The 25,325-nt window shown below is 70.5% G+C and carries 22 protein-coding genes; 11 read left to right on the top strand and 11 right to left on the bottom strand.

Features of this window, described 5'->3' with window-relative positions; translation table 11 throughout:
- Window positions 1–148: 148 nt before the first annotated feature.
- The 3 genes from cydD to ACZ6SQ_RS19760 form a co-directional block, all read right to left on the bottom strand.
- Complete coding sequence (gene cydD, locus ACZ6SQ_RS19770; protein WP_469563534.1) at window positions 149–3,667, bottom strand: thiol reductant ABC exporter subunit CydD; 3,519 nt, start codon at window positions 3,665–3,667, stop codon at window positions 149–151.
- A gap of 70 nt (window positions 3,668–3,737) precedes the next feature.
- Window positions 3,738–4,745, bottom strand: a complete 1,008-nt coding sequence (gene cydB / locus ACZ6SQ_RS19765) for a cytochrome d ubiquinol oxidase subunit II (protein WP_469563531.1) — start codon at window positions 4,743–4,745, stop codon at window positions 3,738–3,740.
- Window positions 4,746–4,765: 20 nt separating this feature from the next.
- Window positions 4,766–6,274, bottom strand: a complete 1,509-nt coding sequence (locus ACZ6SQ_RS19760; RefSeq protein ID WP_469563529.1) for a cytochrome ubiquinol oxidase subunit I — start codon at window positions 6,272–6,274, stop codon at window positions 4,766–4,768.
- Window positions 6,275–6,483: 209 nt separating this feature from the next.
- On the opposite strand from ACZ6SQ_RS19760, the gene ACZ6SQ_RS19755 reads away from it, so the two are divergent.
- Window positions 6,484–6,879, top strand: a complete 396-nt coding sequence (locus tag ACZ6SQ_RS19755; protein WP_469563527.1) for a cyclophilin-like fold protein — start codon at window positions 6,484–6,486, stop codon at window positions 6,877–6,879.
- Between the two features lie 43 nt (window positions 6,880–6,922).
- On the opposite strand, the gene hisC is transcribed toward ACZ6SQ_RS19755, so the two are convergent.
- A complete protein-coding gene (gene hisC / locus ACZ6SQ_RS19750; protein ID WP_469563524.1) occupies window positions 6,923–8,002 on the bottom strand; it encodes a histidinol-phosphate transaminase in 1,080 nt (359 codons plus the stop codon).
- Between the two features lie 516 nt (window positions 8,003–8,518).
- On the opposite strand from hisC, the gene ACZ6SQ_RS19745 reads away from it, so the two are divergent.
- The 3 genes from ACZ6SQ_RS19745 (at window position 8,519) to ACZ6SQ_RS19735 (ending at window position 12,170) form a co-directional block, all read left to right on the top strand.
- Window positions 8,519–9,631 carry a LacI family DNA-binding transcriptional regulator gene (locus ACZ6SQ_RS19745; RefSeq protein WP_469563521.1) on the top strand — a complete coding sequence of 371 codons (1,113 nt, stop codon included), beginning with the start codon at window positions 8,519–8,521 and terminating at the stop codon, window positions 9,629–9,631.
- A gap of 384 nt (window positions 9,632–10,015) precedes the next feature.
- Window positions 10,016–11,113: a metallophosphoesterase gene (locus tag ACZ6SQ_RS19740; protein WP_386387052.1), complete on the top strand. Its 1,098-nt coding sequence runs from the start codon at window positions 10,016–10,018 to the stop codon at window positions 11,111–11,113.
- Window positions 11,114–11,306: 193 nt separating this feature from the next.
- Window positions 11,307–12,170, top strand: a complete 864-nt coding sequence (locus tag ACZ6SQ_RS19735) for a hypothetical protein (protein WP_469563519.1) — start codon at window positions 11,307–11,309, stop codon at window positions 12,168–12,170.
- Window positions 12,171–12,265: 95 nt separating this feature from the next.
- On the opposite strand, the gene thiC is transcribed toward ACZ6SQ_RS19735, so the two are convergent.
- Complete coding sequence (gene thiC, locus ACZ6SQ_RS19730; RefSeq protein WP_469563517.1) at window positions 12,266–14,068, bottom strand: phosphomethylpyrimidine synthase ThiC; 1,803 nt, start codon at window positions 14,066–14,068, stop codon at window positions 12,266–12,268.
- Window positions 14,069–14,309: 241 nt separating this feature from the next.
- On the opposite strand from thiC, the gene ACZ6SQ_RS19725 reads away from it, so the two are divergent.
- Window positions 14,310–15,896: a YibE/F family protein gene (locus ACZ6SQ_RS19725; RefSeq protein WP_469563514.1), complete on the top strand. Its 1,587-nt coding sequence runs from the start codon at window positions 14,310–14,312 to the stop codon at window positions 15,894–15,896.
- Between the two features lie 86 nt (window positions 15,897–15,982).
- On the opposite strand, the gene ACZ6SQ_RS19720 is transcribed toward ACZ6SQ_RS19725, so the two are convergent.
- From ACZ6SQ_RS19720 to ACZ6SQ_RS19705, 4 genes are all read right to left on the bottom strand, one after another.
- Window positions 15,983–16,420, bottom strand: coding sequence for an SsgA family sporulation/cell division regulator (locus ACZ6SQ_RS19720; RefSeq protein WP_356689220.1), 438 nt, complete (start codon window positions 16,418–16,420; stop codon window positions 15,983–15,985).
- A gap of 98 nt (window positions 16,421–16,518) precedes the next feature.
- Entirely contained in the window at window positions 16,519–17,421 is a 903-nt protein-coding gene (locus tag ACZ6SQ_RS19715; protein WP_469563511.1) for an IclR family transcriptional regulator, read from the bottom strand.
- A gap of 206 nt (window positions 17,422–17,627) precedes the next feature.
- Window positions 17,628–17,840 (bottom strand): DUF5326 family protein, encoded by a 213-nt coding sequence (locus tag ACZ6SQ_RS19710; protein ID WP_389324147.1) that lies wholly within the window; start codon window positions 17,838–17,840, stop codon window positions 17,628–17,630.
- A 165-nt stretch (window positions 17,841–18,005) separates the two neighbouring features.
- Entirely contained in the window at window positions 18,006–18,323 is a 318-nt protein-coding gene (locus tag ACZ6SQ_RS19705) for a cupin domain-containing protein (RefSeq protein ID WP_386387085.1), read from the bottom strand.
- A 58-nt stretch (window positions 18,324–18,381) separates the two neighbouring features.
- Between ACZ6SQ_RS19705 and ACZ6SQ_RS19700 the strand changes: the two genes are divergently transcribed.
- From ACZ6SQ_RS19700 to ACZ6SQ_RS19680, 5 genes are all read left to right on the top strand, one after another.
- Window positions 18,382–18,759, top strand: coding sequence for a phage holin family protein (locus ACZ6SQ_RS19700; RefSeq protein WP_469563508.1), 378 nt, complete (start codon window positions 18,382–18,384; stop codon window positions 18,757–18,759).
- 5 nt (window positions 18,760–18,764) lie between these two features.
- The gene (locus tag ACZ6SQ_RS19695) at window positions 18,765–19,256 is read left to right on the top strand and encodes a low molecular weight protein-tyrosine-phosphatase (RefSeq protein ID WP_469563505.1); all 492 of its coding nucleotides are present in this window, start codon (window positions 18,765–18,767) and stop codon (window positions 19,254–19,256) included.
- Window positions 19,253–20,395, top strand: coding sequence for a cystathionine gamma-lyase (locus ACZ6SQ_RS19690; RefSeq protein ID WP_469563502.1), 1,143 nt, complete (start codon window positions 19,253–19,255; stop codon window positions 20,393–20,395). Before ACZ6SQ_RS19695 ends, ACZ6SQ_RS19690 begins: the two co-directional genes overlap by 4 nt.
- Window positions 20,396–20,622: 227 nt before the next feature.
- On the top strand, window positions 20,623–21,528 hold the full coding sequence (locus tag ACZ6SQ_RS19685; protein ID WP_469563500.1) for a LysR family transcriptional regulator: 906 nt from the start codon (window positions 20,623–20,625) through the stop codon (window positions 21,526–21,528).
- An 89-nt stretch (window positions 21,529–21,617) separates the two neighbouring features.
- Window positions 21,618–22,100, top strand: coding sequence for an NUDIX domain-containing protein (locus tag ACZ6SQ_RS19680; protein ID WP_386387073.1), 483 nt, complete (start codon window positions 21,618–21,620; stop codon window positions 22,098–22,100).
- Between the two features lie 36 nt (window positions 22,101–22,136).
- Here the strand turns inward: ACZ6SQ_RS19680 and ACZ6SQ_RS19675 are convergent, their stop codons facing one another.
- Window positions 22,137–22,760, bottom strand: coding sequence for an HAD family hydrolase (locus tag ACZ6SQ_RS19675; RefSeq protein WP_469563497.1), 624 nt, complete (start codon window positions 22,758–22,760; stop codon window positions 22,137–22,139).
- A 230-nt stretch (window positions 22,761–22,990) separates the two neighbouring features.
- Here ACZ6SQ_RS19675 and ACZ6SQ_RS19670 point away from each other — a divergent pair, with 230 nt between their 5' ends.
- Window positions 22,991–23,857 (top strand): GNAT family N-acetyltransferase, encoded by an 867-nt coding sequence (locus ACZ6SQ_RS19670; RefSeq protein ID WP_469563494.1) that lies wholly within the window; start codon window positions 22,991–22,993, stop codon window positions 23,855–23,857.
- A 129-nt stretch (window positions 23,858–23,986) separates the two neighbouring features.
- Here ACZ6SQ_RS19670 and ACZ6SQ_RS19665 read toward each other — a convergent pair whose 3' ends face one another.
- Complete coding sequence (locus ACZ6SQ_RS19665) at window positions 23,987–25,195, bottom strand: MFS transporter (RefSeq protein WP_469563493.1); 1,209 nt, start codon at window positions 25,193–25,195, stop codon at window positions 23,987–23,989.
- Between the last annotated feature and the right edge of the window lie 130 nt (window positions 25,196–25,325).

Below are 25,325 nucleotides of genomic sequence, written 5' to 3'. Positions count from 1 at the left end.
GGCGTCACCGCGCCGAGTCGCCGGGGCGCTGGGGCTTCGGGGGTGCTGCGGTTGCCGCGGCGCTGGGGCTTCGGGGGTGCTGCGGTTGCCGGGGCGCTGCGGTCACCGGGGCGCCGGGGTGGTCCACGGCCCCCCGCCGCCCTCGCGCCTACAGCGTCGCCACCGCCAGGGACTCCGTGGCCGCCTCCCGCTCGGCCATCGCCCGCAAGGGGCCCGCCACGGCGGCCAGTTCCGCGAAGCCGCCGCGCTGGACGACCTGCCCGCCGGCCAGCACGATCACCTCGTCCACGTCCCGCAGTCCGGCCAGCCGGTGCGTGATCAGCAGCGTCGTCCGGCCCTCGGTGGCGGCCAGCAGGTCCGCGGTCAGCGCGTCCGCGGTCGGCAGGTCGAGATGCTCGGCGGGCTCGTCGAGGACCAGCACGGGGAAGTCGGCGAGCAGCGCACGGGCCAGCGCCAGCCGCTGCCGCTGCCCGCCGGACAGCCGGGCCCCGTGCTCCCCGACCAGCGTGTCGAGCCCGTCCGGCAGGCCCTCGACCCAGTCGAGCAGCCGCACCCGGGCCAGCGCGTCGCGCAGCTCGGCGTCGGTGGCCCCGCGCCGGGCCAGCAGCAGGTTCTCCCGTACGGAACTGTCGAAGAGGTGCGCGTCCTGCGCGCACAGCCCCACGAGCCGCCGTACGTCGTCGCCGTCCAGCGCATACGCGTCCACACCGCCGAGCGTGTACGAGCCCATGTCCGCGTCCAGGAAGCGCAGCAGCACCTGCGCCAGCGTGGTCTTGCCGGAGCCGGACGCCCCCACCACGGCCACTCTGCGGCCCGGTTCCAGGCGCAGGTCCAGCCCGGCCAGCGCCGCCCTGTCCTGTCCGGCGTGCCGTGCGCCCAGGTCCATGAGGACGAGCGGGAACGGCGAGGCGGGTGCCTGGCGCGGCCGCTCCGGCTCACGCACGGGCTCGGGGGTGTCCAGCACCTCGAAGACCCGCTCGGCGCTCCTGCTCACCCGCTGCCGGAACTGCACGGCGAGCGGCAGCCCGAGCACGGCCTCGAAGGCGGCCAGCGGGGTCAGCACGACCACGGCCATGGCCACGCCGCTCAGCCGCCCGTCGGCGACCGCCTGCGCACCCACCAGCGCGGCCCCGGCCACGGTCAGCCCGCAGACCAGCGCGGTCAGTCCGTCGCCGAGGGCGGTCGCCGCGGCCGTGCGCGAGGCGATCCGGGTGAGGTCCCGGTCCGCCTCCCGGGCCTCGGCGGTACGGCGGGGCAGGGCACCGGCGACGGTGAGCTCCGCGGTGCCGGACAGCAGGTCGGTCACGCGGGTGGCGAGCACGCCCCGGGCGGGGGCGAGCCTGCGCTCGGCCCGGCGGGCGACCGCGCCCGTGGCCAGGGGCACCCCGGCCCCGGCCGCGAGCAGTCCGGCCGCCAGGACCGCGCCGGCCTCCGGCAGCAGCCAGGCCGTGAAGCCCACGGACAGCGCGGACACCAGCGTCGCCGCCCCGGCGGGCAGCAGCCAGCGCAGCCAGTAGTCCTGAAGGGCGTCCACATCGGCGACGAGACGGCTGAGCAGATCGCCGCGGCGGGTGTCGCGCAGTCCGGCGGGTGCCAGCCGCTCCAGACGCCGGTACACCGCGACCCGGGTGTCGGCCAGCATCCGCAGCACGGCGTCGTGCGACACCAGCCGCTCCCCGTACCGGAACACCGCCCGTCCGATGCCGAAGGCGCGCGTCGCCGTCACGGCCACCATCAGATACAGCACCGGCGGCTGCTGCGAGGCGCGGGAGATGAGCCATCCGGAGGTCGCCATGAGCCCGACGGCACTGGCGAGGGCGAGGCTGCCCAGCAGCAGGGCGAGGGCGAGGCGGCCGCGCCGGGGGCCGGACAGGGCACGGACCCGGTCGAGGACATGCGTCGTGGGGCGGCTCGACGGGGCGGCGGCCGCCCGCTCCGGAGCCGGCGTGTGCTCGGGCGTCTCGTCGTCGGCGGTGCGGGCCGCCGGGGTCGTCGCCGTGGTCCGCTCCCGGGGCGCTCCCACGGGCTCCTGAGGGGCCTCCAGCCGTACGACCCGGTCGGCCACCGCCAGCAGCGCCGGCCGGTGCACGACGAGCAGGACCGTACGCCCGGCGGACAGCCGCCGCACCGCGGCCACGATCTCCGCCTCGGTCTCCCCGTCCAGGGCGGCCGTCGGCTCGTCGAGCAGCAGCACGGGACGGTCGGCGAGGAACGCCCGTGCCAGCGCGAGCCGCTGCCGCTGCCCGGCCGAGAGCCCGGCCCCGTCCTCACCGAGCACCGTCGCGGCACCGAGAGGCAGCGCGTCCACGAACTCCAGCGCCCCGGCGTCCCGGAGAGCCTGCCGTACGGCCGTGTCGTCGGCGTCGGGACGGGCGAGCCGGACGTTGTCCGCGATGGTCCCGGCGTAGAGATGCGGCCGCTGCGGCACCCACGCGACCCGGGTCCGCCACTGTTCCAGGTCGGTCCCGGCGAGGTCCGCCCCGCCGATCCGCACCCGTCCGGCGGTCGGCCGCACGAACCCCAGCAGCATGTGCAGCAGCGTCGACTTGCCCGCGCCGCTGGGTCCGACGAGCGCCACGGTCTCGCCGGGACGCACGGTGAGGGTGACGTCGGTGACGGCGTCCGCCGTCCGGCCGGGGTAGCGGACCCGGACCCCGTCGAGGTCGAGCGAGAGCGCCCCCGCGGGCGCGGGTCCGGTGCCCGCGTCGGGTACGGGCGTCTCCAGGACCTCGAAGATCTCCTCGGCGGCGGCGAGCCCCTCCGCCGCCGCGTGGTACTGCGCGCCCACCTGCCGCAGCGGCAGATAGGCCTCGGGGGCGAGCACGAGGATGACCAGCCCGGTGTACAGGTCCATCTCGCCGTGCACGAGTCGCATGCCGATCGTCACGGCGACCAGGGCCACCGAGATCGTGGCGAGCAGTTCCAGCGCGAAGGAGGACAGGAAGGCGATCCGCAGGGTCCGCATGGTCGCCTGGCGGTACTCGCCGGTGATGCGCCTGATCGACTCGGCCTGGGCCTTGGCCCGGCCGAACACCTTCAGCGTCGGCAGTCCCGCGACCACGTCCAGGAAGTGGCCGGACAGCCGGGACAGCAGCCGCCACTGACGGTCCATGTGCGCCTGGGTGGCCCAGCCGATCAGCATCATGAAGACCGGGATGAGCGGCAGGGTGCCGACGATGATCGCGGCGGACACCCAGTCCTCGGTGACGATCCGGGCCAGCACCGCCACCGGAACCACCACCGCGAGCCCCAACTGCGGCAGATAGCGCGAGAAGTAGTCGTCGAGGGCGTCCACGCCCCGCGTGGCGAGCGCGACGAGCGATCCGGTCCGCTGCCCGCTCAGCCAGCCGGGACCCAGCCGGACCGCGCGCTCCAGCAGCCGCCCCCGCAGCTCAGACTTCACGGCCGCGCTCGCGCGATGGGCCGCCATCTCGGTCAGCCAGGCGATCGCCGACCGGCCGACCGCGACGGCCACGAGCAGCAGCAGGGGAGTGCGCAGTTCACCGACCGACAGCCCGCGCTGGAAGGCGCCGACCACGACCTCGGCGATGAGCATCGCCTGGGCGATGACGAGCACCGCTCCGACGGTCCCCAGGGCGACGACCGCCGCCAGGAACAGCCGGGTGGCGCGTGCGTGGCGGATCAGACGCGGATCGATCGGTTTCACGTGAAACATGCCCTTCGGTCCAGAGAGGGTGTTTGACGGTGTTTCACGTGAAACACCCTCCCGGGCGGACTCAGTGCGAGGCCTCGACAGCGATGTGGTGCGTGCCGATGCGCTTGCGGAACACCCAGTACGTCCACCCCTGGTAGAGCAGGACGATCGGCGTGGCGACGGCCGCGCACCAGGTCATGATCTTCAGGGTGTAGGGGCTCGACGAGGCGTTGGTGACGGTCAGGCTCCAGTCCTCGTTGAGCGAGGAGGGCATGACGTCCGGGAAGAGGGACAGAAAGAGCATTGCCACCGCGGCCACGATGGTGACGCCGGACAGGGCGAACGCCCATCCCTCACGCCCGGCCCGGACCGCCGCGAGCGCGGCGACCAGCGCGGCGACCGCCACGATCAGCGCGACCAGGCTCTCACCGTCACCGCTGTCGACCTGGGTCCACACCAGGAAGATCAGCGCGGCCACGGCGGCCACGAGCCCGACCTTCAGCGCCAGCGCCCGCGCCCGCTCACGGATCTCGCCGACGGTCTTCAGCGCCGTGAACACCGCCCCGTGGAAGGTGAACAGGGTGAGCGTCACCAGGCCGCCGAGCAGCGCGTAGGGGTTGAGCAGGTCCCAGACGTTGCCGACGTACTCCATGTCGGCGTCGATCTTCACACCGCGCACGATGTTGCCGAAGGCGACACCCCACAGGAATGCGGGGAGCAGCGAGGTCCAGAAGATCGCCGTCTCCCAGTTGCGCTGCCAGTTCTCCTCGGGCCGCTTGGCCCGGTACTCGAAGGCGACACCCCGGACGATCAGGCAGACCAGGATGAGCAGCAGCGGCAGATAGAAGCCGGAGAAGAGGGTGGCGTACCACTCCGGGAAGGCGGCGAAGGTCGCGCCGCCCGCCGTGAGGAGCCAGACCTCGTTGCCGTCCCAGACCGGGCCGATCGTGTTGATCAGCACCCGCTTCTCGAGCCGGTCGCGGGCCAGCAGCTTGGTGAGGATGCCGACCCCGAAGTCGAAGCCCTCCAGGAAGAAGTAGCCGGTCCACAGGACGGCGATCAGGACGAACCAGACGTCGTGCAGTTCCATGACTGTGCAGCTCCCTCGGCCTAGTACGAGAAGGCCATCGGCTTGTCGGCGTCACGGGGGTCGCCGCCGATCTTCTTGGGCGGGTTGAGATCGGCCTCGGTGAGCTCGGGCGGGCCGGCCTTGATGTACTTCGCCAGCAGCTTGACCTCGACGACCGCGAGGATCGCGTACAGGGCGGTGAAGACGATCATCGAGGTGAGCACCTCGCCCTGGGACACATGGGGGGAGACCGCGTCACGCGTCCTGAGCACGCCGTAGACGACCCAGGGCTGACGGCCCATCTCGGTGAAGATCCAGCCCCAGGAGTTGGCGATCAGCGGGAAGGCCAGGGTCCAGATCGCGATGCGCCAGTACCACTTGGTGAGCTTCGGGCCGAGGGCCTTCTTGCGGAACAGCACCAGGTTCGGCACCTCGTCCTCACCGGTCCGCAGCGCCTGTGGGAGCAGGAACCTCTTGCGGGTCAGCCAGAGTCCGACCAGGCCGATCGTGAACGACGCCATGCCGAAGCCGATCATCCAGCGGAAGCCCCAGTACGCCACCGGGATGTTGGGCCGGTAGTCGCCGGGCCCGTACTTCTCCTGCTCGAGCTTGTTGATGTCGTTGATGCCGGGGACGTACGAGGTGAAGTCGTCCTTGGCCAGGAAGGACAGCAGGCCGGGGATCTCTATGGCGACCTTGTTGTGGCCGGCGTCGACATCGCCGTAGGCGAAGACGGAGAAGGGCGCGGGTGCCTCGCCGTCCCACAGCGCCTCGGCGGCGGCCATCTTCATGGGCTGCTGCTCGTACATGATCTTGCCGAGCACATCGCCGCTGACCGCGGTGAGCAGACCGCCGATGGCGACGGTGACCAGGCCGAGCCGCAGCGAGGTCCTCATCTCACGGATGTGCCGCTTGCGCAGCAGATGGATGGCGGCGATGCCGACCATGAAGGCGCCACCGGTGAGGAAGGCGGCGGAGAGGGTGTGGAAGGCCTGGGCGAGCGCGGTGTTCTGGGTGAGGACGTGCCAGAAGTCGGTCAGCTCCGCCCGGCCGCGCTCCTCGTTGATCCGGTAGCCGACCGGGTGCTGCATCCACGAGTTGGCCGCGAGGATGAAGTACGCGGACAGGATGGTGCCGATCGACACCATCCACATGCAGGCCAGATGGATCTTCTTGGGCAGCTTGTCCCAGCCGAAGATCCACAGACCGATGAAGGTGGACTCGAAGAAGAAGGCGATGAGCGCCTCGAAGGCGAGCGGTGCGCCGAAGACGTCACCCACGAAGCGCGAGTAGTCCGACCAGTTCATACCGAACTGGAACTCCTGCACGATGCCGGTGACGACACCCATCGCGATGTTGATCAGGAAGAGCTTCCCCCAGAACTTGGTCGCCCTGAGGTACTTCTCCTTCTCCGTCCGCACCCACGCGGTCTGCAGTCCGGCCGTGAGGGCGGCCAGCGAGATCGTCAGCGGAACGAACAGGAAGTGGTAGACGGTGGTGATACCGAACTGCCAACGCGCCAGAGTCTCGGGCGCCAAAGCCAATTCCACGTCGTCGTCTCCTTACTCGCCGTGGACACAGCGGCAGTTTGCCCCTTTTGTCTCGCACATCATCGGAGCAACCGGGACACGCTTGTGAACGCGTTCACATTCACAAGCAATTATGACGCACTGATTTTCGGACCGAACAGGGGGGTCCCTCCTTGACCGGAAGGTCGACCTCTTGGCGGCAACTTCAACATCTTGTTGAATTGCCGGCCATGCAGACACAGCCCGCTTCGACACGCATACGGATCTCCTGGCCCGCGGGTCATCTCACCGCGAGCCTCGACGACACCCCGACCGCAGAGGCCCTCGCCAAGGCCCTGCCCCTCGTCTCCACCGCCGCCACCTGGGGCGAGGAGGTCTATTTCGACACAGGTGTCTCGGCTTCACGTGAAACCGGCGCCCGCCAGGTCGTCGACCCGGGCACGGTCGCCTTCTGGACCGACGGCGACGCCCTCGCGCTCCCCTACGGACCGACGCCGATCTCCCGGGGCGAGGAGTGCCGTCTCGCGAGCCCCTGCAACGTCCTCGGCCGCCTCGAAGGCGACCCCCGTCTGCTGGCCACGGTCCGCGACGGGGACCCGATCCGGGTGGAACGCGTCGAGCCGTGACCGCCCTCGATTTCCGGGCGGTCACGGCTCGACAGAAACGGCCTCAGATCTCCTTGCGGAAGCCTTCCGCCGTCTTCAGGAAGATGTCGTTGCCCTCGACCTCACCGATCGTGACCCGCACACCCTCGCCGAGGAACGGCCGGACCACGACCCCCGCCTGCTCGCAGGCGGCCGCGAACGCCGCGGTGCGCTCCCCCAGCCGCATCCACACGAAGTTGGCCTGGGTGTCCGGCACCGTCCAGCCCTGAGCGCGCAGACCGTCGACCACACGTGTGCGCTCGCAGACCAACGAGCCCACCCGGCCGAGCAGTTCGTCCTCCGCCCGCAGCGAGGCGACCGCTGCGTCCTGGGCGAGCTGGCTGACGCCGAAGGGAACCGCCGTCTTGCGCAGCGCCGCCGCGACCGGCTCATGGGCGATGGCGAACCCGACGCGCAGGCCGGCCAGACCGTAGGCCTTGGAGAAGGTCCGCAGGACGCAGACGTTCGGCCGGTCCCGGTACAGCTCCACACCGTCGGGCACATCGGCGTCCCGGACGAACTCGCGGTAGGCCTCGTCGAGCACGACCAGCACATCGCCGGGCACCCGGTCCAGGAACCGCTCCAGCTCGGCCCGCCGCACCGCCGTCCCGGTGGGGTTGTTGGGGTTGCAGACGAAGATCAGCCGGGTCCGCTCGGTGATCGCCTCCGCCATCGCGTCCAAGTCGTGCACATCACCGGACGTCAGCGGCACCTGGACCGAGGTCGCGCCGCTGATCTGCGTGATGATCGGGTACGCCTCGAAGGACCGCCAGGCGTAGATCACCTCGTCGCCGGGGCCGGAGGTGGCCTGGATCAGCTGCTGGGCGACACCGACGGAACCGGTGCCCGTGGCCAGGTGCGTCACCGGCACCCCGAAGCGCTCGGCCAGCTCCTCCATCAGACCGGTGCAGGCCATGTCCGGGTAGCGGTTGAAGGCGGTGGCGGCCGCGGTGACGCTCTCCATCACACCCGGCAGCGGGGGATAGGGGTTCTCGTTGGAGGACAGCTTGTACGCCACCGGCCCTCCGGCCGCGGCGGGCTTGCCCGGCTTGTAGGTGGGGATACCCGCCAGCTCGGCGCGCAGCTTCGGGCTCGTCTCGCTCACCGCAGTCCTCCTCGCGATCACCGGCGGACCGTCCGCACCGCCGGCTTCCAATGCTTCTCACCTTAAGAGGATTCGGCCCGCGTGCGTATGGGGCAGCGCACACGTCCTGCACCTCGTGCGGCTCCCCCGTGCCGCCGCTCCGCCCCGTTCCGCCGCCCCGCCCTCGGTGCGAGGCGGGCTCGCCCGCCCCCGACCGGCGCGCCACACACGTCACACCGACAACAGGGGCATCATCGGAGGAAGGCGCACGAATCGGGGGCGCGCCGTACATATATCTATGCGCCGGTAGCTTGCGCCGTGGCGCGCATCCCTCGTGAAGGTGAGTTGAGACCTCTTCGAGACATCAGGCAGTTGGCAGGCGGGCGCGCGCCGACAACCCACGTACCACAGGAGAACCCGCTAACTCCCTTGCTTTCAAAGGGAATTAGCGTGAGATCGCCTTGCAGAAACGTGCCTGTCAACAGGTGCATATGCGTCCGCACTACCCCACCGCATGAGCCCTACTATCGGCTCGCCATGACAGCAGCAGGGAAGCACCAGGTGAGCCGCGCGGAAACCTCACGCCGAGGCAGCCGTCCGGGACGGGCGGGCATCAGAGACGTGGCCGCCGCGGCCGGGGTCTCCATCACAACCGTGTCCGACGCCCTCAACGGCAAGGGCCGGCTCCCCGACGCCACCCGCCGCCATGTCCGCGAGGTCGCCGACCGGCTGGGCTACCGCCCCTCGGCCGCCGCCCGGACCCTCCGTACCGGCAAGTCGGGACTCATCGGCCTGACCGTGACGACCTACGGGGATGAACCTTTCACCTTCACCGAGTTCGCGTACTTCGCCGAGATGGCCCGCGCCGCCACCTCCGCCGCCCTGGCCCGCGGATACGCCCTCGTCATCCTCCCCGCGACCTCCCGCCACGACGTGTGGTCGAACGTGGCCCTGGACGGCACGGTCGTCATCGACCCCTCCGACCAGGACCCGGTCGTCAGCGAACTGGTCCGCCAGGGTTTACCGGTCGTCTCCGACGGCCGCCCGGCCGGCTCGCTCCCCGTCACCGCCTGGGTCGACAACGACCACGAGGCCGCCGTCCTCGGCATCCTCGACCACCTCGCCGACGCCGGGGCCCGCCGTATCGGCCTGCTCACGGGCACCACGACCGACACGTACACGCATCTGTCCACCACCGCCTATCTGCGCTGGTGCGAACGCGTCGGCCAGGACCCGGTCTACGAGGCCTACCCGGCACACGACCCCTGCGCCGGCGCCGTCGCCGCCGACCGGCTGCTCGCCCGCCCCGACCGCCCCGACGCGGTCTACGGCCTGTTCGACCCCAACGGCACCGACCTGCTCGCCGCCGCCCGCCGCTACGGGCTGCGCGTCCCCGAGGACCTGCTGCTGGTCTGCTGCAGCGAGTCCACGGTCTACGCCAACACCGAGCCGCCCATCACCACCCTCTCGCTCAAGCCCCGCCGCATCGGCACGGCCGTCGTCCAGCTCCTCATCGACGCCATCGAGGGCGTGGAGTCGGACCAACCGGTCGAGCAGGTGATACCGACCGAACTGATCGTCCGTACGTCCTCCCAGCGCCGCCCGACCCGCCGCACGGTCAGCCCGCCGCGCTCCCCCGACCAGGGGTGAGCGGCGGGGCCGCCTCCACGCCACGCCGGACCGGCTCCCCGGACCCGCCGAAAGCCCAACCGTCACCGCCACCGCACCCCGCTCCAGGGGGCCGGAACGAGACGCTCAGGGCGCCGAGAGGGAGCCGATCCGGCCATGCTCCGCTCACGGAACGAGGCCGTCCGCTCTCGCACCGCCCACGGCATGACCCGAAACGCGGCTCCGCGGCAGCCGTCACCGGGACGAAGGTCGGCCCAATTGGGGCGAAAGGCGCGGTGAACCTGAGTACTCTTCCGATTCACCACCCCTGGGTCATCACACGGCACGATCCGCATTCCTATGATGGGCCCACGGCACCGCGGGCCGCTGCGACCAGGCAGTCCGACCGGGTGCAGATGCGGCGCGATGGTGGAGGGGTCGATGACTCAGGGGGCCGGTCAGGGACCCGAGGTGGAGCGCACGGCGACGGTGCGCGACTTCCGGGTGCCCGCGTATGTCCACGAGACCGGTCCGCGTCCCGCGCAGGGCTCCCACCCCGCCGGTGATGCCGCCCCCGCGGCCGAGCCGCTCGACTACCCGGAGGGTTACACCCCCACTCAGCGCGATCTGCCTGTCATCAATCGGGGTGACACTCTCCAGGTGACCGTGGACCCCGCACCCGCGGTCGTCGAGCGTCCCGCCACCGGCCCCGGCCCGCTGTTCGTGGTCGGCGACGTGCACGGCTATCTCGACGAGCTGCTCGCCGCCCTGCGGGAGAAGGGCCTGATCGACGCCTCCGGCCAGTGGTGCGCCGGCACCGCCCGGCTGTGGTTCCTCGGCGACTTCACCGACCGCGGTCCGGACGGCATCGGCGTCATCGACCTCGTGATGCGGCTGTCCGCCGAGGCCGCCGCGGCCGGCGGCTACTGCAAGGCCCTGATGGGCAACCACGAACTGCTGCTCATCGGCGCCAAACGGTTCGGCGACACCCCCGTCAACTCCGGCGCGGGCACCGCCACCTTCCAGGCGGCCTGGCTGCTCAACGGCGGCCAGAAGACCGACATGGACCGCCTCCAGGACCACCACCTCCAGTGGATGTCCCGCCTCGACGCGATGGAGGAGGTCGAGGGCCATCTCCTCGTCCACTCCGACACCACCGCCTACCTCGACTACGGCGCCTCCATCGAGGAGGTCAACGACAACGTCCGCGAGGCCCTCACCCGCAACAACGCCGACGAGGTCTGGGACCTGTTCCGCAAGTTCACCAGGCGCTTCTCCTTCCGCGACGAGGGCGGCGACGCCGTGCGCTCGCTGCTGGACGTCTACGGCGGCACGCGCATCGTCCACGGCCACAGCCCCATCCCCTACCTCCTGGGCGAGGTCGGCTCGGAGGAGGGCGAGGACAGCGGCGGCCCGACCGTGGAGGGCCCGCACGTCTACGCGGGCGGCCTCGCCATCGCCATGGACGGCGGAGTGACCATGGCCGGAAAGCTGCTGGTGCAGCAACTTCCCCTGGATAAGTAAGCGTTCACCGGGCAGGCGCCCCCAGGAGCGCGCTCGGGGAACGGCCGCGCCGGCCAGGACCCAATTTCTGCAAACCCCCTGTCACCGGCCACCGTCGCCGCTCTACCATCGGCTTATCCGTAGCAGGCTCCCCTCCGTTTCTGCCCGACGGCTCGTCAGCGTGCGAGCCCCAAGCCCTACGGAGCATCGGGGGATGCACATGAACAGCGTTCCGCAGCACCTGCTGAGCGAGGACCGCCAAGAGTACGAGCGGATCCTCGATGAGGCGCTGCGCTCCGCCCCACACCGTCCCGAACTGGCCGCTGTCGGTCAGCGGCTCAACCCCGAGCAACTGCGCACGATGGCCCTCAACGCCACCGCGCTCATCACGGCCGCTGCGGCGACCGAGTACCAGCACTATGTGAAGGTCCGCGAGGAACTGCGCCGCCCACCGTCCACCACGTCCTCCGTGCGCGAGTCCGGCTCCGCCGATCAGGGCACGGGCACGGTGGGCCTCGCCTCCTCCATGGGCGAGGTCGCCGAGACCGCCGGGGCGGGAGCCGTCGCCGTCGTCGCGGTCCTGGCACCGGTCCTCGCCGGAACGGCCGCCGTGATCTTCCTGCTCGTCGGCTACCTCCTGAAGATGCTCGAACCGGACCGGGCGTTCGCCGAGACCATGCTCACCACCGGCTGGGTGTTCGGTGCCGTCACCGCCGTGGCGATCCTCGTCGCCGGCGCCGGCCTGCTGCTCACCGCTCTGCGCAACAGGCCCTCACTGGAGACCGGCCCCTACGGCGAGCCCGACGGAGAGGTGGAACGGGCCAGGCAGGCCTGGCGCGAAGCTCTCCTGGAGCGCGGCATCCTGCCGTTCCTCCAGGACGCGCTCAGCACCGCGCGCCCGGTACGCCTGCCCCGCACCACCTCGTCGGCGCCCACGAGCCGTATGCCGCACCTCGGTTACGGCCGGCCGGGCTTCACCAGCCCCGGTGAAGGCTCCACCACGGGCACCCGTCCGAGCTACACAAGCCCGGACTTCACGAGCCCCGACTTCGGCGGCCCCGAGCACCAACCGGACTGACCGGCTTGCGCCCCCACCCAGGGGGCCCAAGCCGAACCCGGCCGGCGGCCCGCCCGGTCGACGGCCCGCCCGACCCGTCCGCGATCAGCCGTCGATCAGTCCGCGATCGGCAGGTACACCCTGTTGCCCGCCGCCGCGAACTCCTTCGACTTCTGCGCCATGCCCTCTTCGATCTCCCCCTTGCTCCCACCGTGCTCACGGCGGATGTCCTGAGAGATCTTCATCGAGCAGAACTTCGGCCCGCACATGGAGCAGAAGTGGGCCGTCTTGGCCGGCTCGGCCGGGAGGGTCTCGTCGTGGAACTCCCGGGCCGTGTCCGGGTCGAGGGCCAGGTTGAACTGGTCCTCCCAGCGGAACTCGAAGCGGGCGTCGGAGAGGGCGTCGTCCCACTCCTGGGCGCCGGGGTGCCCCTTGGCGAGGTCGGCGGCATGGGCCGCGATCTTGTAGGTGATGACGCCAGTCTTGACGTCGTCACGGTTGGGCAGGCCCAGGTGCTCCTTGGGCGTGACGTAGCAGAGCATGGCCGTGCCCCACCAGGCGATCATCGCGGCGCCGATACCGGAGGTGATGTGGTCGTAGGCCGGAGCGATGTCCGTGGTCAGCGGGCCGAGCGTATAGAACGGAGCTTCATCGCAGATCTCCTGCTGAAGGTCGATGTTCTCCTTGATCTTGTGCATCGGGACGTGCCCGGGGCCCTCGATCATCGTCTGCACATTGAAACGCTTGGCGATCCGGTTGAGTTCCCCGAGCGTCCTCAACTCCGCGAACTGCGCCTCGTCGTTGGCGTCCGCGATCGAGCCGGGCCGCAGGCCGTCCCCGAGCGAGTACGTGATGTCGTAGGCCGCGAGGATCTCGCAGAGCTCCTCGAAGTTCTCGTACAGGAAGCTCTCCTTGTGGTGCGCCAGGCACCACGCCGCCATGATGGAGCCGCCGCGCGAGACGATGCCCGTCTTGCGGTTGGCGGTCAGCGGCACGTACGGCAGACGGACGCCCGCGTGGACGGTCATGTAGTCCACGCCCTGCTCGGCCTGCTCGATGACCGTGTCCTTGTAGATCTCCCAGGACAGTTCCTCGGCCCTGCCGTCGACCTTCTCCAGCGCCTGGTACAGCGGCACCGTGCCGATGGGGACGGGGGAGTTGCGCAGCACCCACTCGCGGGTGGTGTGGATGTTGCGGCCGGTGGACAGGTCCATGACCGTGTCGGCGCCCCAGCGGGTCGCCCAGGTCATCTTCTCCACCTCCTCCTCGATGGAGGAGGTCACCGCGGAGTTGCCGATGTTGGCGTTGACCTTCACCAGGAACCGCTTGCCGATGATCATCGGCTCGATCTCCGGGTGGTTGATGTTGGCCGGCAGTACGGCCCGGCCCGCCGCGATCTCCTCCCGCACCACCTCAGGAGAAACGTTCTCCCGGATGGCCACGTACTCCATCTCCGGTGTGATCTCGCCCCGGCGGGCGTACGCGAGCTGGGTGACGGCCTGGCCGTCCCGTCCGCGGCGCGGCAGCCGGGGGCGGCCCGGGAAGACCGCGTCGAGGTTGCGCAGCCCGCCTCGCGGCGAGGTGTGCCGCAGCCCGTCGTCCTCGGGGCGGACCGGGCGGCCCGCGTACTCCTCGGTATCGCCGCGCGCGATGATCCAGTTCTCCCGCAGCGGCTGAAGGCCCCTGCGGACGTCCGTATCCACGGATGGATCGGTGTACGGGCCGGAGGTGTCGTAGAGCGTGACCGCCCGGCCGTTGGTGAGATGCACCTGACGGACCGGCACCCGCATGTCGGGGCGCGAGCCCTCGACATACGCCTTGTGCCAGCCGATGGACTTCCCGGCCTCGCCGCTGTCGTCGCCGTCGGAGACGGCGGAGATCTGCGCGGAGGCAGGCGTGCGTACGTCCTTGCTGGTCATGAGACCTACTCCCTACGCCGGCATTACCCGGTAACAGGTTCGGCGGTCGACGCAGCGGTCACCGTCTGCCGGAGTTTCGTGTGGAACGACACATGTTCCACGTGAAACATCGCGTAGACGGAGGTCAGCGCCCTCTCAGCCCGGTGCTCCGAGCTCCCGCGTGTACAAAGGTGTCCCCACGCTAGCGTCACTTCGGGCGCGGTGAACAGGGGGCCCCCGCCGTTCTTGCGATGATCGGGCGGTGACCACACCGCAGCAGCCTCCGTTTCCACCGCCCGAACCCCGCCGCCACAGGCCCGTTGGCGACCCAGGCCCCGGTTCCGGTAGAGGGCAGGGGACGGGTCCAAGGGGTGGACACGGCGACTCGCATGGGCAGATGGACGCCCATGGGCACGGGGACCCGCACGGACACGGGAACCCCCCTGGGGGCGGGAGCTCCCACGGGGGCGGGCACGAGCCGTCACTGGGCGGCGGACACGGGTCCTCGCACGGCGGTGGACACGGGTCCTCGCACGGCCACAGTCACAGCCATGGGCCGGCCGCCCCCGTCTCCCGGCATCTGCGGAAGGTGATCGCCGCGATCCTGGTCCCGTTCGCCGCCGCGGTCGTGGTGGGCCTGGTCGTGTTGTGGCCCGGCGGTGCGCCCGCGCACGAACGCACCGGCGTCGGCTTCGACCGGCAGACGGAACAGGCGACGGTCACCAAGGTCGAGCCGGTCGACTGCAAGACGGCCGGTGTCTCCGGCGTCCCGCCGACGGGCGACACCTCCACCGCCGAGGGCTCCTCGGCGGTGCAGCAGGCGAACGGCGACTGCAAGAAGGCGACGATCCGGGTCGACACCGGCGAGAACACCGGGCGCACCTTCACCGAGATCGTCCAGCCCGACCAGTCGCGACAGCTGCACGAGGGCCAGGAGGTCGTGGTCGCCTACGAGCCCTCCGCGCCGCAGGACCTTCAGTACTCGGTCGCCGATGTGAACCGGCGGCTGCCCCTCACCGTGCTCGCCGGCATCTTCGCGGTCGCTGTCGTGCTCGTGGGCCGGATGCGCGGTGTGATGGCGCTGGTGGCGCTGGCCTTGAGCTTCATGGTGCTCAACTTCTTCATCCTGCCCGCGATCCTCCAGGGCTCGAACCCGCTGGTCGTGGCGGTCGTCGGAGCGAGCGCCATCATGTTGATCGCGCTGTATCTCTGCCACGGCCTGTCCGCGCGGACATCGGTGGCCGTCCTCGGCACGCTGATCTCGCTGCTGCTGATCGGTGTGCTCGGGTCGTGGTTCATCGACTGGGCCGCGCTGACCGGCAACACGGACGACAACACCGGTCTGATCCACGGGCTGTATCCGTCGATCGACATGAGCGGTCTGCTGCTCGCGGGCATCATCATCGGCTCGCTCGGTGTGCTGGACGATGTGACGGTCACGCAGACCTCGGCGGTCTGGGAACTGCACGAGGCCAACCCGACGATGGGCTGGCGCGGCCTGTACCGCGCGGGCATCCGTATCGGCCGCGACCACATCGCGTCCGTGGTGAACACCCTCGTCCTCGCCTACGCGGGTGCGGCGCTGCCGCTGCTCCTGCTGTTCTCCATCGCGCAGAGCAGTGTGGGCGCGGTCGCCAACAGCGAGCTGGTGGCGGAGGAGATCGTGCGCACACTGGTCGGCTCGATCGGTCTGGTGGCCTCCGTTCCGGTCACGACCGCTCTGGCCGCGCTGATGGTCGCCGCCGACCGCCCCGCTCCGTCCTCCGTCGGCGCCGGCGCCGGCGAGTCGGCGACGGGACCCTCACCCGTCGCCGCACGGTCCGGCCGGGGACGCCGCCGCAAGCGGTAGGGAGCCCGCTCTGCCCGTCGGGCGGGCCGGCTCCGGAAAACAGCGCCCCAGGTGAAGCGTTCCGGCACCTCAGCGGCCGTGACGCTTCACCCCGCGCTCTGCTCCTCGGCCAGGATGCGGTCCAGCGCCTCGTCGAGGTGCGCGTCGAAGTCGGCGAGGGAGGTCTCCTGGCCGAGCGGCACCAGCTTGTCCGTGCGGTCGAGGAAGGCCACCAGCGGCGCCGTCGAGGAGCGGAACAGTGCCTGGTCACTGCCCACCTGAAGCCGGATCAGCACCTCGCCCAGCGACTCCGGCTCGACGGGCGCGACCCTGACGTCTCCCTCGCCGCTCGGCCGGCCCACGCCGTCGATGAGCAGCTCCCGCCCGAACGCCCAGGTCACCGGGGCATCACCGGGCAGATGGAAGGTCAGTCGCACGGCATACGGATCACAGGTCTCGTAGCGCAGCTCCACCGGGATCCTGAACGAGAGCTCCTCGGAGACGAGAAAGCTCATCATGACCTCTGCCTGCACCGACTCGCGCATCGCCTACCCCGTCATTTGCCGTCGACTGGCCGGGAATGATCCCTTGATCCTGGTGGCATCTTGCTCAACGTGCACACCAGATCACAAGGAGTGAGTTTTCAGATACTGATAGAGATCGCCAGCGACCCCAGAAGGCGCCCGACCTCGCTCTGCAGTTGCCGTGCCGCGGGGATCAGCCGTCCGGCCTGCTGGGCGGGAAGCGAGAGGGCCATCGTGGCGGCCGTACTGCCCATCGTGATCGGAATCGCCGCGCAGACCGTGCCCAGCGCGTACTCCTGACGCTCGATCACGGGGTCCATCCGGCCCATCCGGTCCAGCCTGCGCAGCAGACCCCCCTGGTCACGGATGGTGTACGGAGTGATGGACTGCACCGGGTAGCGATCGAGATGGTCGCGGCGGTCCTGCGGGGCCAGCTGGGACAGCAGACACTGGCCGATGGCGTGGGCATGGCCGGTCTCGCGGAAGTCGGCCCATTCCTCCACGGCGGGGTTGGCCGGGGTGTCCGAGACGCAGACGACCTCGATCTCGCCGTTCCGGTACACCGCGTAGTACACCGGGACACCGATCGAATCCCGCCATTGCGCGAGAGCCTCGACCATCGTGCTGCGACGTTTCTGCTGCTCACCGCTGCCGGACAGCCGTTCCGCCGCCTCGCCGAGGAAGAACAGGCCCTTGTCCCGGCGCAGATATCCCTCGTGCACGAGGGTGCGCAGCAGGTGGTAGGCCGTAGGCAGGGCCAGGCCGGTCTCACGGGCCAGTTGCTTGGCGGGAGCGCCGTGTTCGTGTCCGGCGGCGCTCTCCAGCAGACGCATCGCCCGCTGCACCGAGCTGATCAGGGTCGTGGTGACCGGGTGCGGGGGCCGCGCGCCCGGGGGCACCGGCTGTTCGGGCGGCCGGGTCAGGGAGCCGACGGGGGCCGCGCGCCCGGGTGGCCGGGCGAGGGTTCCGGTCGGGACGGGGGGTGCGTGGAGGTCAGCGGGGGCGGTGTCAACCGTGGCCAAGGGTCACTCCCGAAGCGCGAGGGTGCTGCCCGTGCCGGGGAACACGGGAGGGGTGTACGGGGGTGTACGCCGGTCGCGGGGGCGTCCCCGCGTCGAGTTCCGGACTCTAACGGCCTGTCACCGCTCCATGACGCCCTGCCCGCAAAACTTCCCTCGCCCGAGGGAACCGGTGGTTGCCGCTTGCCGCCCACCGGCTCCCCTTGCCGTCACCAGTCGCCGCGTGAGGAGGAGCTCGACGTGAACTTCCGTACGACGTAGATGAGTCCGCCGACCAGGGCCACGAAGATCAGCAGCTTGAACAGGAGGCCGATCACGAAGGAGACGACGCTCGCTATCAGACCGCCGAACACCACCAGGGCGATGACCGGCACCGCGACCCACTTCACCCACCACGGCAGACCCGCGAAGATCTCTCGCATCGCCCTAGCCCTTCTCTCCTGTCCCACGGGGCTCTGTTCGCCCTCCGGGTTCTCGGTATGTCCTGCCCTCGATGCTAGGGCGGACAGGGGGTCCGGCGGGGCCCTCGCATCCCTGCTCCTCCCCTGACCGATCCCCTAGGGAACCCGGGGGTCCGGGATCAGGGATCAGCTCTCCGGAGGCGAGAAGACGACAAGAACCCGCAGGTCCTCGCTGATGTGGTGGAACTTGTGGGCCACCCCGGCAGGCACGTAGACGACGCTGCCGCGCGCCACCTGGGTCGTCTCCAGGCCCACGGTGATCGAGGCACGGCCGCTGACGACGAAGTACACCTCGTCCTGGTCGTGCGGGCGCTGTGGGTCGTGCTCGCCCGCGTCGAGCGCGTAGAGCCCCACCGACATGTTCCGTTCCCGCAGGAATTGCAGGTAGGCGCCTTCGTTGGAGGCGCGCTCCGCCTCCAGTTCGTCCAGCCGGAATGCCTTCATCGCTTTGTGGCCCTCACGCCCCTGCTCGTAACGGATCTCGTCTGCCACGATCAGACACATGATGAATTTCGTAGTCAAGACGATCGCCAACGCGGGCGCCCTGGCGGTCGCCGTGTGGCTGCTCGACAAGATCACCCTCACCGGTGACAGCACGGGCAAGAAGATCGGCACCCTGTTGCTCGTGGCCCTTCTCTTCGGCCTGGTGAACTTCCTGGTCAAACCAGTGGTGAACCTGCTGAGCCTGCCGCTGATGGTTCTCACGCTCGGCCTGTTCACCCTGGTCGTGAACGCGCTGATGCTGCTGCTGACGTCGTGGCTGGCGGACCAGTTCGACCTCAGTTTTCACGTCGAGGGATTCTGGACGGCCGTGCTGGGCGGTCTGATCATCTCGATCGTGTCCTGGGCGCTCAACGTCGTTCTGCCTGACGGAGACTGAGCCCCATGACCTACCGCGTCTGCTTCGTCTGCACGGGCAACATCTGCCGGTCCCCGATGGCCGAGTCCGTCTTCCGCGCGCGGGTGACGGAGGCCGGGCTGGACGGCGAGGTCGAGGTCGACAGCGCCGGCACGGGCGGCTGGCACGAGGGCGATCCGGCCGACCCGCGCACCGTGGCCGTCCTCGAGGAGCACGGCTACGACAGCGGCCACTCGGCCCGGCAGTTCCAGGCCTCCTGGTTCTCCCGGCTCGACCTGGTGATAGCCCTGGACGCCGGCCATCTCAAGGCCCTGCGCCGGCTCGCGCCGACCGGGCACGACGCGGAGAAGGTACGACTGCTGCGCTCCTACGACCCCGCCGCCGACGACGACCTGGACGTCCCGGACCCGTATTACGGGGGCATGGACGGTTTCGAGGAGTGCCTGGAGATGGTGGAGGCGGCGAGCACCGGCCTGCTCGCCGCCGTCCGGGAGCGCCTGGAAGGACATCCGGCATGAACGACGCGGGGCCCGCGGCACAGGGCGACGGCACGCGCGCGGTACGGGCGGGGCTGCCGGAGCCGGTGAAGTACGAACCGACCCTGCCGGGGCCGGTCTTCGCCGCGCACTTCCATCTGCCGGGCGAGCCGACGGGCCCGTACACCTACGGCCGGGACGAGAACCCGACCTGGACCCATCTGGAACGGGCGATCGGCGAGCTGGAGGCGCCTGGGCTGGACGGCGTGGAGACGCTCGCCTTCGCCTCCGGGATGGCGGCGGTCTCCGCGGTGCTGTTCTCGCAACTGCGCGCCGGGGACGCCGTCGTCCTGCCAGGCGACGGCTACCAGGCGCTGCCGCTAGTCCGTACCCAGCTGGAGGCTTACGGCATCGAGGTGCGCACCGCGCCCACCGGCGGGGACGCGCAGCTCGACGTCCTGGACGGGGCGAGGCTGCTGTGGATCGAGACGCCGTCCAACCCGGGACTGGACGTGTGCGACATCCGGCGCCTGGCCGAGGCGGCGCACGCGCGCGGCGCGCTGGTGGCGGTCGACAACACCCTCGCCACGCCGCTGGGGCAGCGTCCGCTTCACCTGGGCGCCGATTTCGCGGTGGCGAGCGGGACCAAGCAGCTCACCGGGCACGGCGACATCCTGCTCGGTTATGTGACGGGCCGCGCGGGCGAGGCGATGACGGCGGTACGGCGCTGGCGCAAGATCGTCGGGGCGATCCCGGGCCCCATGGAGGCCTGGCTCGCCCACCGTTCGCTCGCCACACTCGCCCTGCGTGCCGAGCGGCAGAGCGCCACTGCCCTCGCCGTCGCCGAGACGCTCCGCGACTGGCCCGAGGATCTCGGCGTGCGCTATCCGGGGCTACCGGACGACCCCTCGCACACGGTCGCCGCGCGGCAGATGCGGCGGTACGGCTGCGTGGTGTCCTTCACGCTGCCCACGCGCGCACGGGCGGAGCGCTTCCTGGAGGCGCTGCGGCTCGTGGACGACGCGACGAGTTTCGGGGGCGTACGGTCCACGGCGGAACGGCGCGGGCGCTGGGGCGGCGACGCGGTGCCGGAGGGCTTCGTACGGCTCTCCGTCGGCGCGGAGGACCCGGAGGACCTGGTGGCCGACGTACGGCGGGCGCTGAGGAAGTCGGCCGAGTAGTGCGTCGGGCGGATGCCTGTGCGGTCCCGGCTACGTCGAACGGACGGTCCGAGCCTCCCCCCTCGTGGCTCGGACCGTCCTCGGTTCTGCGCGCGAAGAACCGCGCGAACAAGGCTAGTTGACTCTGTGTCAGTGTCCAATCACGGTAGCGACAGCGACCTATCGACATATTTATAGTTGGGCCCTGCCCAAGGCCTGCGAAGGGCGGAGAAGGGGAGGGGCACGCCATGGATCTGGCCTTGCTGCGCACGTTCGTCACCGTGCACCGGGCCGGTTCCTTCACGCGTGCCGCCGCGCTGCTGGGTCTGTCCCAGCCGGCCGTCACCTCCCAGATCCGCACTCTGGAGCGGCAGCTGGGCCGCCCCTTGTTCCTGCGGCAGGCGCGCGGGGTCACGCCGACGACGATCGGCGACGAACTCGCCCACAAGGCCGCGCCGCATCTCGACGCCCTGGTCGAGATCACCGAGAGCGGACTCGACGAGCAGTCCTCCCTGCGCACCCTGCATCTGGCCGGACCGCCCGAGTTCACGGCCGAACGGGCGCTGCCCGCCCTCGTGGAGCTGACCGGCGAGGACGGCCAGGGATTCGCCCTGCGCGTCTCCTTCGGGAACGCCGACGAGACCCTGGAAGGGCTGGCCGCCGGGCATCACGATCTGGCCATCAGCACGGCCCGGCCACGCGGCGCCCTGCTCACCGCGACTCCGCTGTGTGACGAGGAGCATGTCCTGGTGGCCGCTCCCCGCTGGCTGGAGGAGATCGGCCCCGGTGAGCCGCGGGTCAAGGACGCGTCCGCTCTGGAGAACCTCCCCGTCGTGGAGGTGCACGAGTCGCTGCCCTTCGTCTCCCGCTACTGGGCCTCCGTCTTCGACTGCCGTCCCGCAGCCGCGGGCACGGTGGTGGTCCCCGACCTCCGTGCCGTACTCACCTGCGCGGTCGTGGGCGCCGGTGTCGCGGTGCTGCCCCGCTATCTGTGCGCGTCCGCTCTGGAGCGCGGTGACCTGGTCGCCCTGCACGATCCCGCCATTCCGCCGCTGCGGACGTACTTCCTGGTCGTACGAACCGGGACGCTGGCGATGCCTCATATAGCCCGCGCGTACGAGGGGCTGCTGCACACCGCCGCCGACTGGTCCTGAGCGAGGTTCCCGCGGTCCGTCACACGGTGGGTTCGGCTGGTGACGTTTCGCGATGTTTCACGTGGAACCAGCGGGGCCACATTTCTCCCATGACCGTCCGACCCGTGGTCAAGCGCACCGCGCGCGCCGTCCTGCTGGACGGAGACGACCTGATCCTGATCAAGCGCACCAAACCCGGCGTCGATCCTTACTGGCTCACGCCCGGCGGAGGTGTGGAGCCGGAGGACCCGACCGTCGTCGACGCCCTGCACCGCGAGGTGCACGAGGAACTCGGCGCCAAGATCACCGACGTGGTGCCCTGCTTCGTCGACACCGTCGAGCACATCGGCGACGACGGCGGCGCGACCGGTGTGAAGGTGCAGCACTTCTTCGTCTGCCGGCTGGAGTCCATGGACCCCTCGCTGCGCCACGGCCCCGAGGTCGACGAACCCATCGGTGAGTACGAGATCGTCAGGGTGCCCTTCACCCGGGTCGGCATCGCCTCCGTGCATCTCGTGCCGCTGTCGCTGCGCCACTACCTGGACGGCAACATCGAGGGCGTGCGAGCGATGCACGCGCCAGATCTGGGCTGACCCGGTCCGTCGGCGTGCGCTAGCGGCGGCCCGCCGCTAGCGCACTAGCTCGTAGGCGTCCCACAGGTCCAGGCCCGCGTACGCGTGGGTCGCCAGGCCCGCCAGGTGATCGTCCGCGTTGACGGCGACGGACGTCGGCACAGCGGCGAACAGGTCCCGGTCCGACAGCGAATCGCCGTACGCGACGCACTCGGTCCTGCTCACGCCGAACTGCGCGCACAGCTGGTCCGCGACGACCACCTTGGCCGCCGCGCTCAGCGCTCCGGCCGGGTCCACGGGCTCGGTGAAGGGCACGGCCGGGAACCGGGACCCATGGGCCGCGTGGGCGCCCCAGCCCGTGAGCCGCTCCACGAAGAACGACGGGGAGAGCGAGACGACGGCGCAGTACTCGCCCCGGCTCCTGATCTCGGCCCACACCTCACGGATCCGGGCCAGCCACGGCGCGCCCTCGAAGGCCGCGGTCACCTGCACCGCGGTCAGTTCGGCCCAGAGCGCGTGCACCCGCACGGCGTACTCCGGCGGCCCGATGAGTCCGGCGGACATCGCGCGGTCGAGTTCCACGGTCTCGGCCTCGAGACCGAGCTGCCGGGAGATCTCCCGCGGCGCACTCGAGCCGTGCAGCAGAGTGCCGTCCATGTCGAACAGATGAAGGCGCGTCATGAACGCCGAGGCTAGTGGGTCCCAACGATCGGCGGTCCCGGCGAATGACGGTCTTGGACGCCCATTTCCTGGTGGCAGGCTGCTCGTCGACCGGCGTTCGCCGGTGTTTCACGTGAAACACCGCATAACAGCCGACCCACCGTGGGGTGCGCCACAGCGTGGCCAAAAGCGCGTACATCTCCACCGAAACAGGTGGACGCCGAGGGCCCCCGTCGGACAGCCTGACCTGCGTGCCGACACCTTCCCTCTCCGCTCTGCCCATTCGTCGTCTGACGCTGCGTGATCTCACCGCCTGCGCCGACTTGTCCGAGAACCGGGGGTGGCCGCGCGAGGAGCACAAGTGGGGCCTGCTCCTCACGGCCGGGAGGGGGTACGGCATCGACGACCCCGACGGCGGACTGGTGAGCGCCTGTGTCGTCACCGAGTACGGCCCCCAGGACCGGCCCGATCTCGCGGCCATCGGCATGGTCCTGGTGTCGGAGCGGTACGCCCGTCAGGGTGTCGGGCGGCGTCTGATGCGGCACATCCTCGCGGCCATGAGCACCACGCCCCTCACCCTGCACGCGACGCCCAACGGGCGCCCGCTGTACGAGGAACTCGGCTTCAAGGTCACCGGGCGCGCCGAGATGCTCCGAGGCGTCTTCCGCCCCGAGCCCGCTGCGGCGGACATCTCGACCCGGTCGGCCACCGCCGAGGACCTGCCCTCGCTGTTGCGCCTCGACGAGCCCGTCTTCGGAACCGACCGCACCCAGATGATCACCCGGCTGCCCGCGTTCGCCGATCTGCTCCATGTCGCCGAGGAGGACGGCCGGATCATCGGCTACGCCGCCGCCTGGCCCAACATGGAGACACATGTCGTGGGCCCGCTGATCGCCCGGGACACGGGCACGGCCAAAGCGCTGATCGCTTCGCTGGCGGCCCGCACCGACCGGCCCCTGCGCACCGACATCGACGTACGGCACGCAGAGCTCATCGACTGGGCCAAGCAGCGCGGGCTGGAGTCCGTCGCGTTCAACGCGGTCATGACCTACGGCATCGGGGAGCTGCCCGGCGACTGGAGCCGAAGGTTCGCTCCTCTGACGGTGGCCGCGGGCTGAGTCGACCGAGCCGTGAGCGCCGGTTCCCTGATGGGGACCGGCGCTCGGCGTCGGGGGCGATGCGTGTGCGTCGCTCGTCGGCGGCGCGGTGAGGGGTTCCCGTCGGAGGGAGTTGTCCGCCCGGCGGTGTCAGCCGTGGACCGCTGCGCGCTCCTGCGCGGGCACGGATCCGGCGACCACCGTGCTCGGCGCGCCACCGCGGCGCTCCAAGGCGGCGGAGAGGACGGCAAGGACCAGCGCCGCGGCGGCGAGGACGGCACCCACCCAGTTCGGGGCGGTGTAGCCGAGACCGGCCGCGATGACCATGCCGCCGAGCCAGGCGGACAGGGCGTTGCCGAGGTTGAAGGCACCGATGTTCATCGCCGAGGCCAGCGTGGGCGCACCGTGGGCCTGGTCCAGGACGCGCTTCTGGAGCGGCGGCACGGTGGCGAAGCCCAGCGCACCGATCAGGGCGATGGAGACGGCCGACAGGATCTTGTCGTGCGCGGTCAGCGTGAACAGGGCCAGGACCACCGCGAGGCCGGCCAGGGAGATGTACAGCATCGGCATCAGGGCCCGGTCGGCGAACCGGCCGCCCACGAGGTTCCCGACGACCATGCCCAGACCGAACAGGACCAGCAGCCAGGTCACCGAGCCCTCGGCGAAGCCCGCCACGTGGGTCATCATGGGCGCGATATAGGTGATGGCCGCGAACACGCCGCCGAAGCCGAGCACGGTCATCGCCATGGCGAGCAGCACCTGCACGTTCTTGAACGCGGCCACCTCGTGCCGCAGGCTGACGCCCTCCGGCTTGGGCATGTCGGGGACCAGCCGGGCGATGCCGAGAAGGCCGACGACGCCGAGCGCGGCGACGACGGCGAAGGTGACGCGCCAGCCCACGGACTGCCCGACGAGGGTGCCGAGCGGGACGCCGACGACATTGGCGACGGTCAGGCCGGTGAACATCATCGCGATGGCGCCGGCCTTCTTGTCGGGCGCGACCAGCTCGGCGGCCACGACCGCGCCGATGCCGAAGAATGCGCCATGGGCGAGCGAGGCGACGACACGGCCGATGAGCATCACCGAGAAGACGGGGGCCACCGCGGAGAGCAGGTTGCCCACGATGAACAGGCCCATCAGCACCATCAGCATCCGCTTGCGCGAGACCTTCGTGCCGAGCACCGTCATCAGCGGGGCGCCGAACATCACGCCCAGCGCGTAGCCGGTCACGAGGAATCCGGCGGTGGGGATGGAGACCCCGAAGTCTCCGGCGACCTCGGGCAGCAAGCCCATGATCACGAACTCGGTCGTCCCGATCCCGAAGGCCCCGATCGCGAGGGCCACAAGAGCGAGAGGCATGGGGTACACCTTCCATACGATTGCACGTGCGCTTTACGCGTCCACACAATACTTGCAGACGCCTGATATTTGCAAGCGCTGGATATTGCGTCCGTGCTCTACCCTGGAGACAGCCGCCCCGGAGGAGGAA

The organism is Streptomyces sp. NPDC048600 (genome assembly GCF_055587025.1).
The sequence above is the reverse complement of the archived record's forward strand: the minus strand, read 5'-3'. Positions and strand labels throughout refer to the sequence as shown.

Coding starts and splice junctions, on each gene's coding strand:
- thiC (WP_469563517.1), bottom strand. CDS start 14,068: ATGACCAGCAAGGACGTACGCACGCCTGCCTCCGCGCAGATCTCCGCC.
- ACZ6SQ_RS19735 (WP_469563519.1), top strand. CDS start 11,307: ATGCACATGAACAGCGTTCCGCAGCACCTGCTGAGCGAGGACCGCCAA.
- ACZ6SQ_RS19710 (WP_389324147.1), bottom strand. CDS start 17,840: ATGCGAGAGATCTTCGCGGGTCTGCCGTGGTGGGTGAAGTGGGTCGCG.
- ACZ6SQ_RS19665 (WP_469563493.1), bottom strand. CDS start 25,195: ATGCCTCTCGCTCTTGTGGCCCTCGCGATCGGGGCCTTCGGGATCGGG.
- ACZ6SQ_RS19685 (WP_469563500.1), top strand. CDS start 20,623: ATGGATCTGGCCTTGCTGCGCACGTTCGTCACCGTGCACCGGGCCGGT.
- cydB (WP_469563531.1), bottom strand. CDS start 4,745: ATGGAACTGCACGACGTCTGGTTCGTCCTGATCGCCGTCCTGTGGACC.
- ACZ6SQ_RS19720 (WP_356689220.1), bottom strand. CDS start 16,420: ATGCGCGAGTCGGTGCAGGCAGAGGTCATGATGAGCTTTCTCGTCTCC.
- ACZ6SQ_RS19745 (WP_469563521.1), top strand. CDS start 8,519: ATGACAGCAGCAGGGAAGCACCAGGTGAGCCGCGCGGAAACCTCACGC.
- ACZ6SQ_RS19675 (WP_469563497.1), bottom strand. CDS start 22,760: ATGACGCGCCTTCATCTGTTCGACATGGACGGCACTCTGCTGCACGGC.
- ACZ6SQ_RS19680 (WP_386387073.1), top strand. CDS start 21,618: ATGACCGTCCGACCCGTGGTCAAGCGCACCGCGCGCGCCGTCCTGCTG.
- ACZ6SQ_RS19740 (WP_386387052.1), top strand. CDS start 10,016: ATGGTGGAGGGGTCGATGACTCAGGGGGCCGGTCAGGGACCCGAGGTG.
- ACZ6SQ_RS19695 (WP_469563505.1), top strand. CDS start 18,765: ATGACCTACCGCGTCTGCTTCGTCTGCACGGGCAACATCTGCCGGTCC.
- ACZ6SQ_RS19700 (WP_469563508.1), top strand. CDS start 18,382: ATGATGAATTTCGTAGTCAAGACGATCGCCAACGCGGGCGCCCTGGCG.
- ACZ6SQ_RS19755 (WP_469563527.1), top strand. CDS start 6,484: ATGCAGACACAGCCCGCTTCGACACGCATACGGATCTCCTGGCCCGCG.
- ACZ6SQ_RS19690 (WP_469563502.1), top strand. CDS start 19,253: ATGAACGACGCGGGGCCCGCGGCACAGGGCGACGGCACGCGCGCGGTA.
- ACZ6SQ_RS19705 (WP_386387085.1), bottom strand. CDS start 18,323: ATGAAGGCATTCCGGCTGGACGAACTGGAGGCGGAGCGCGCCTCCAAC.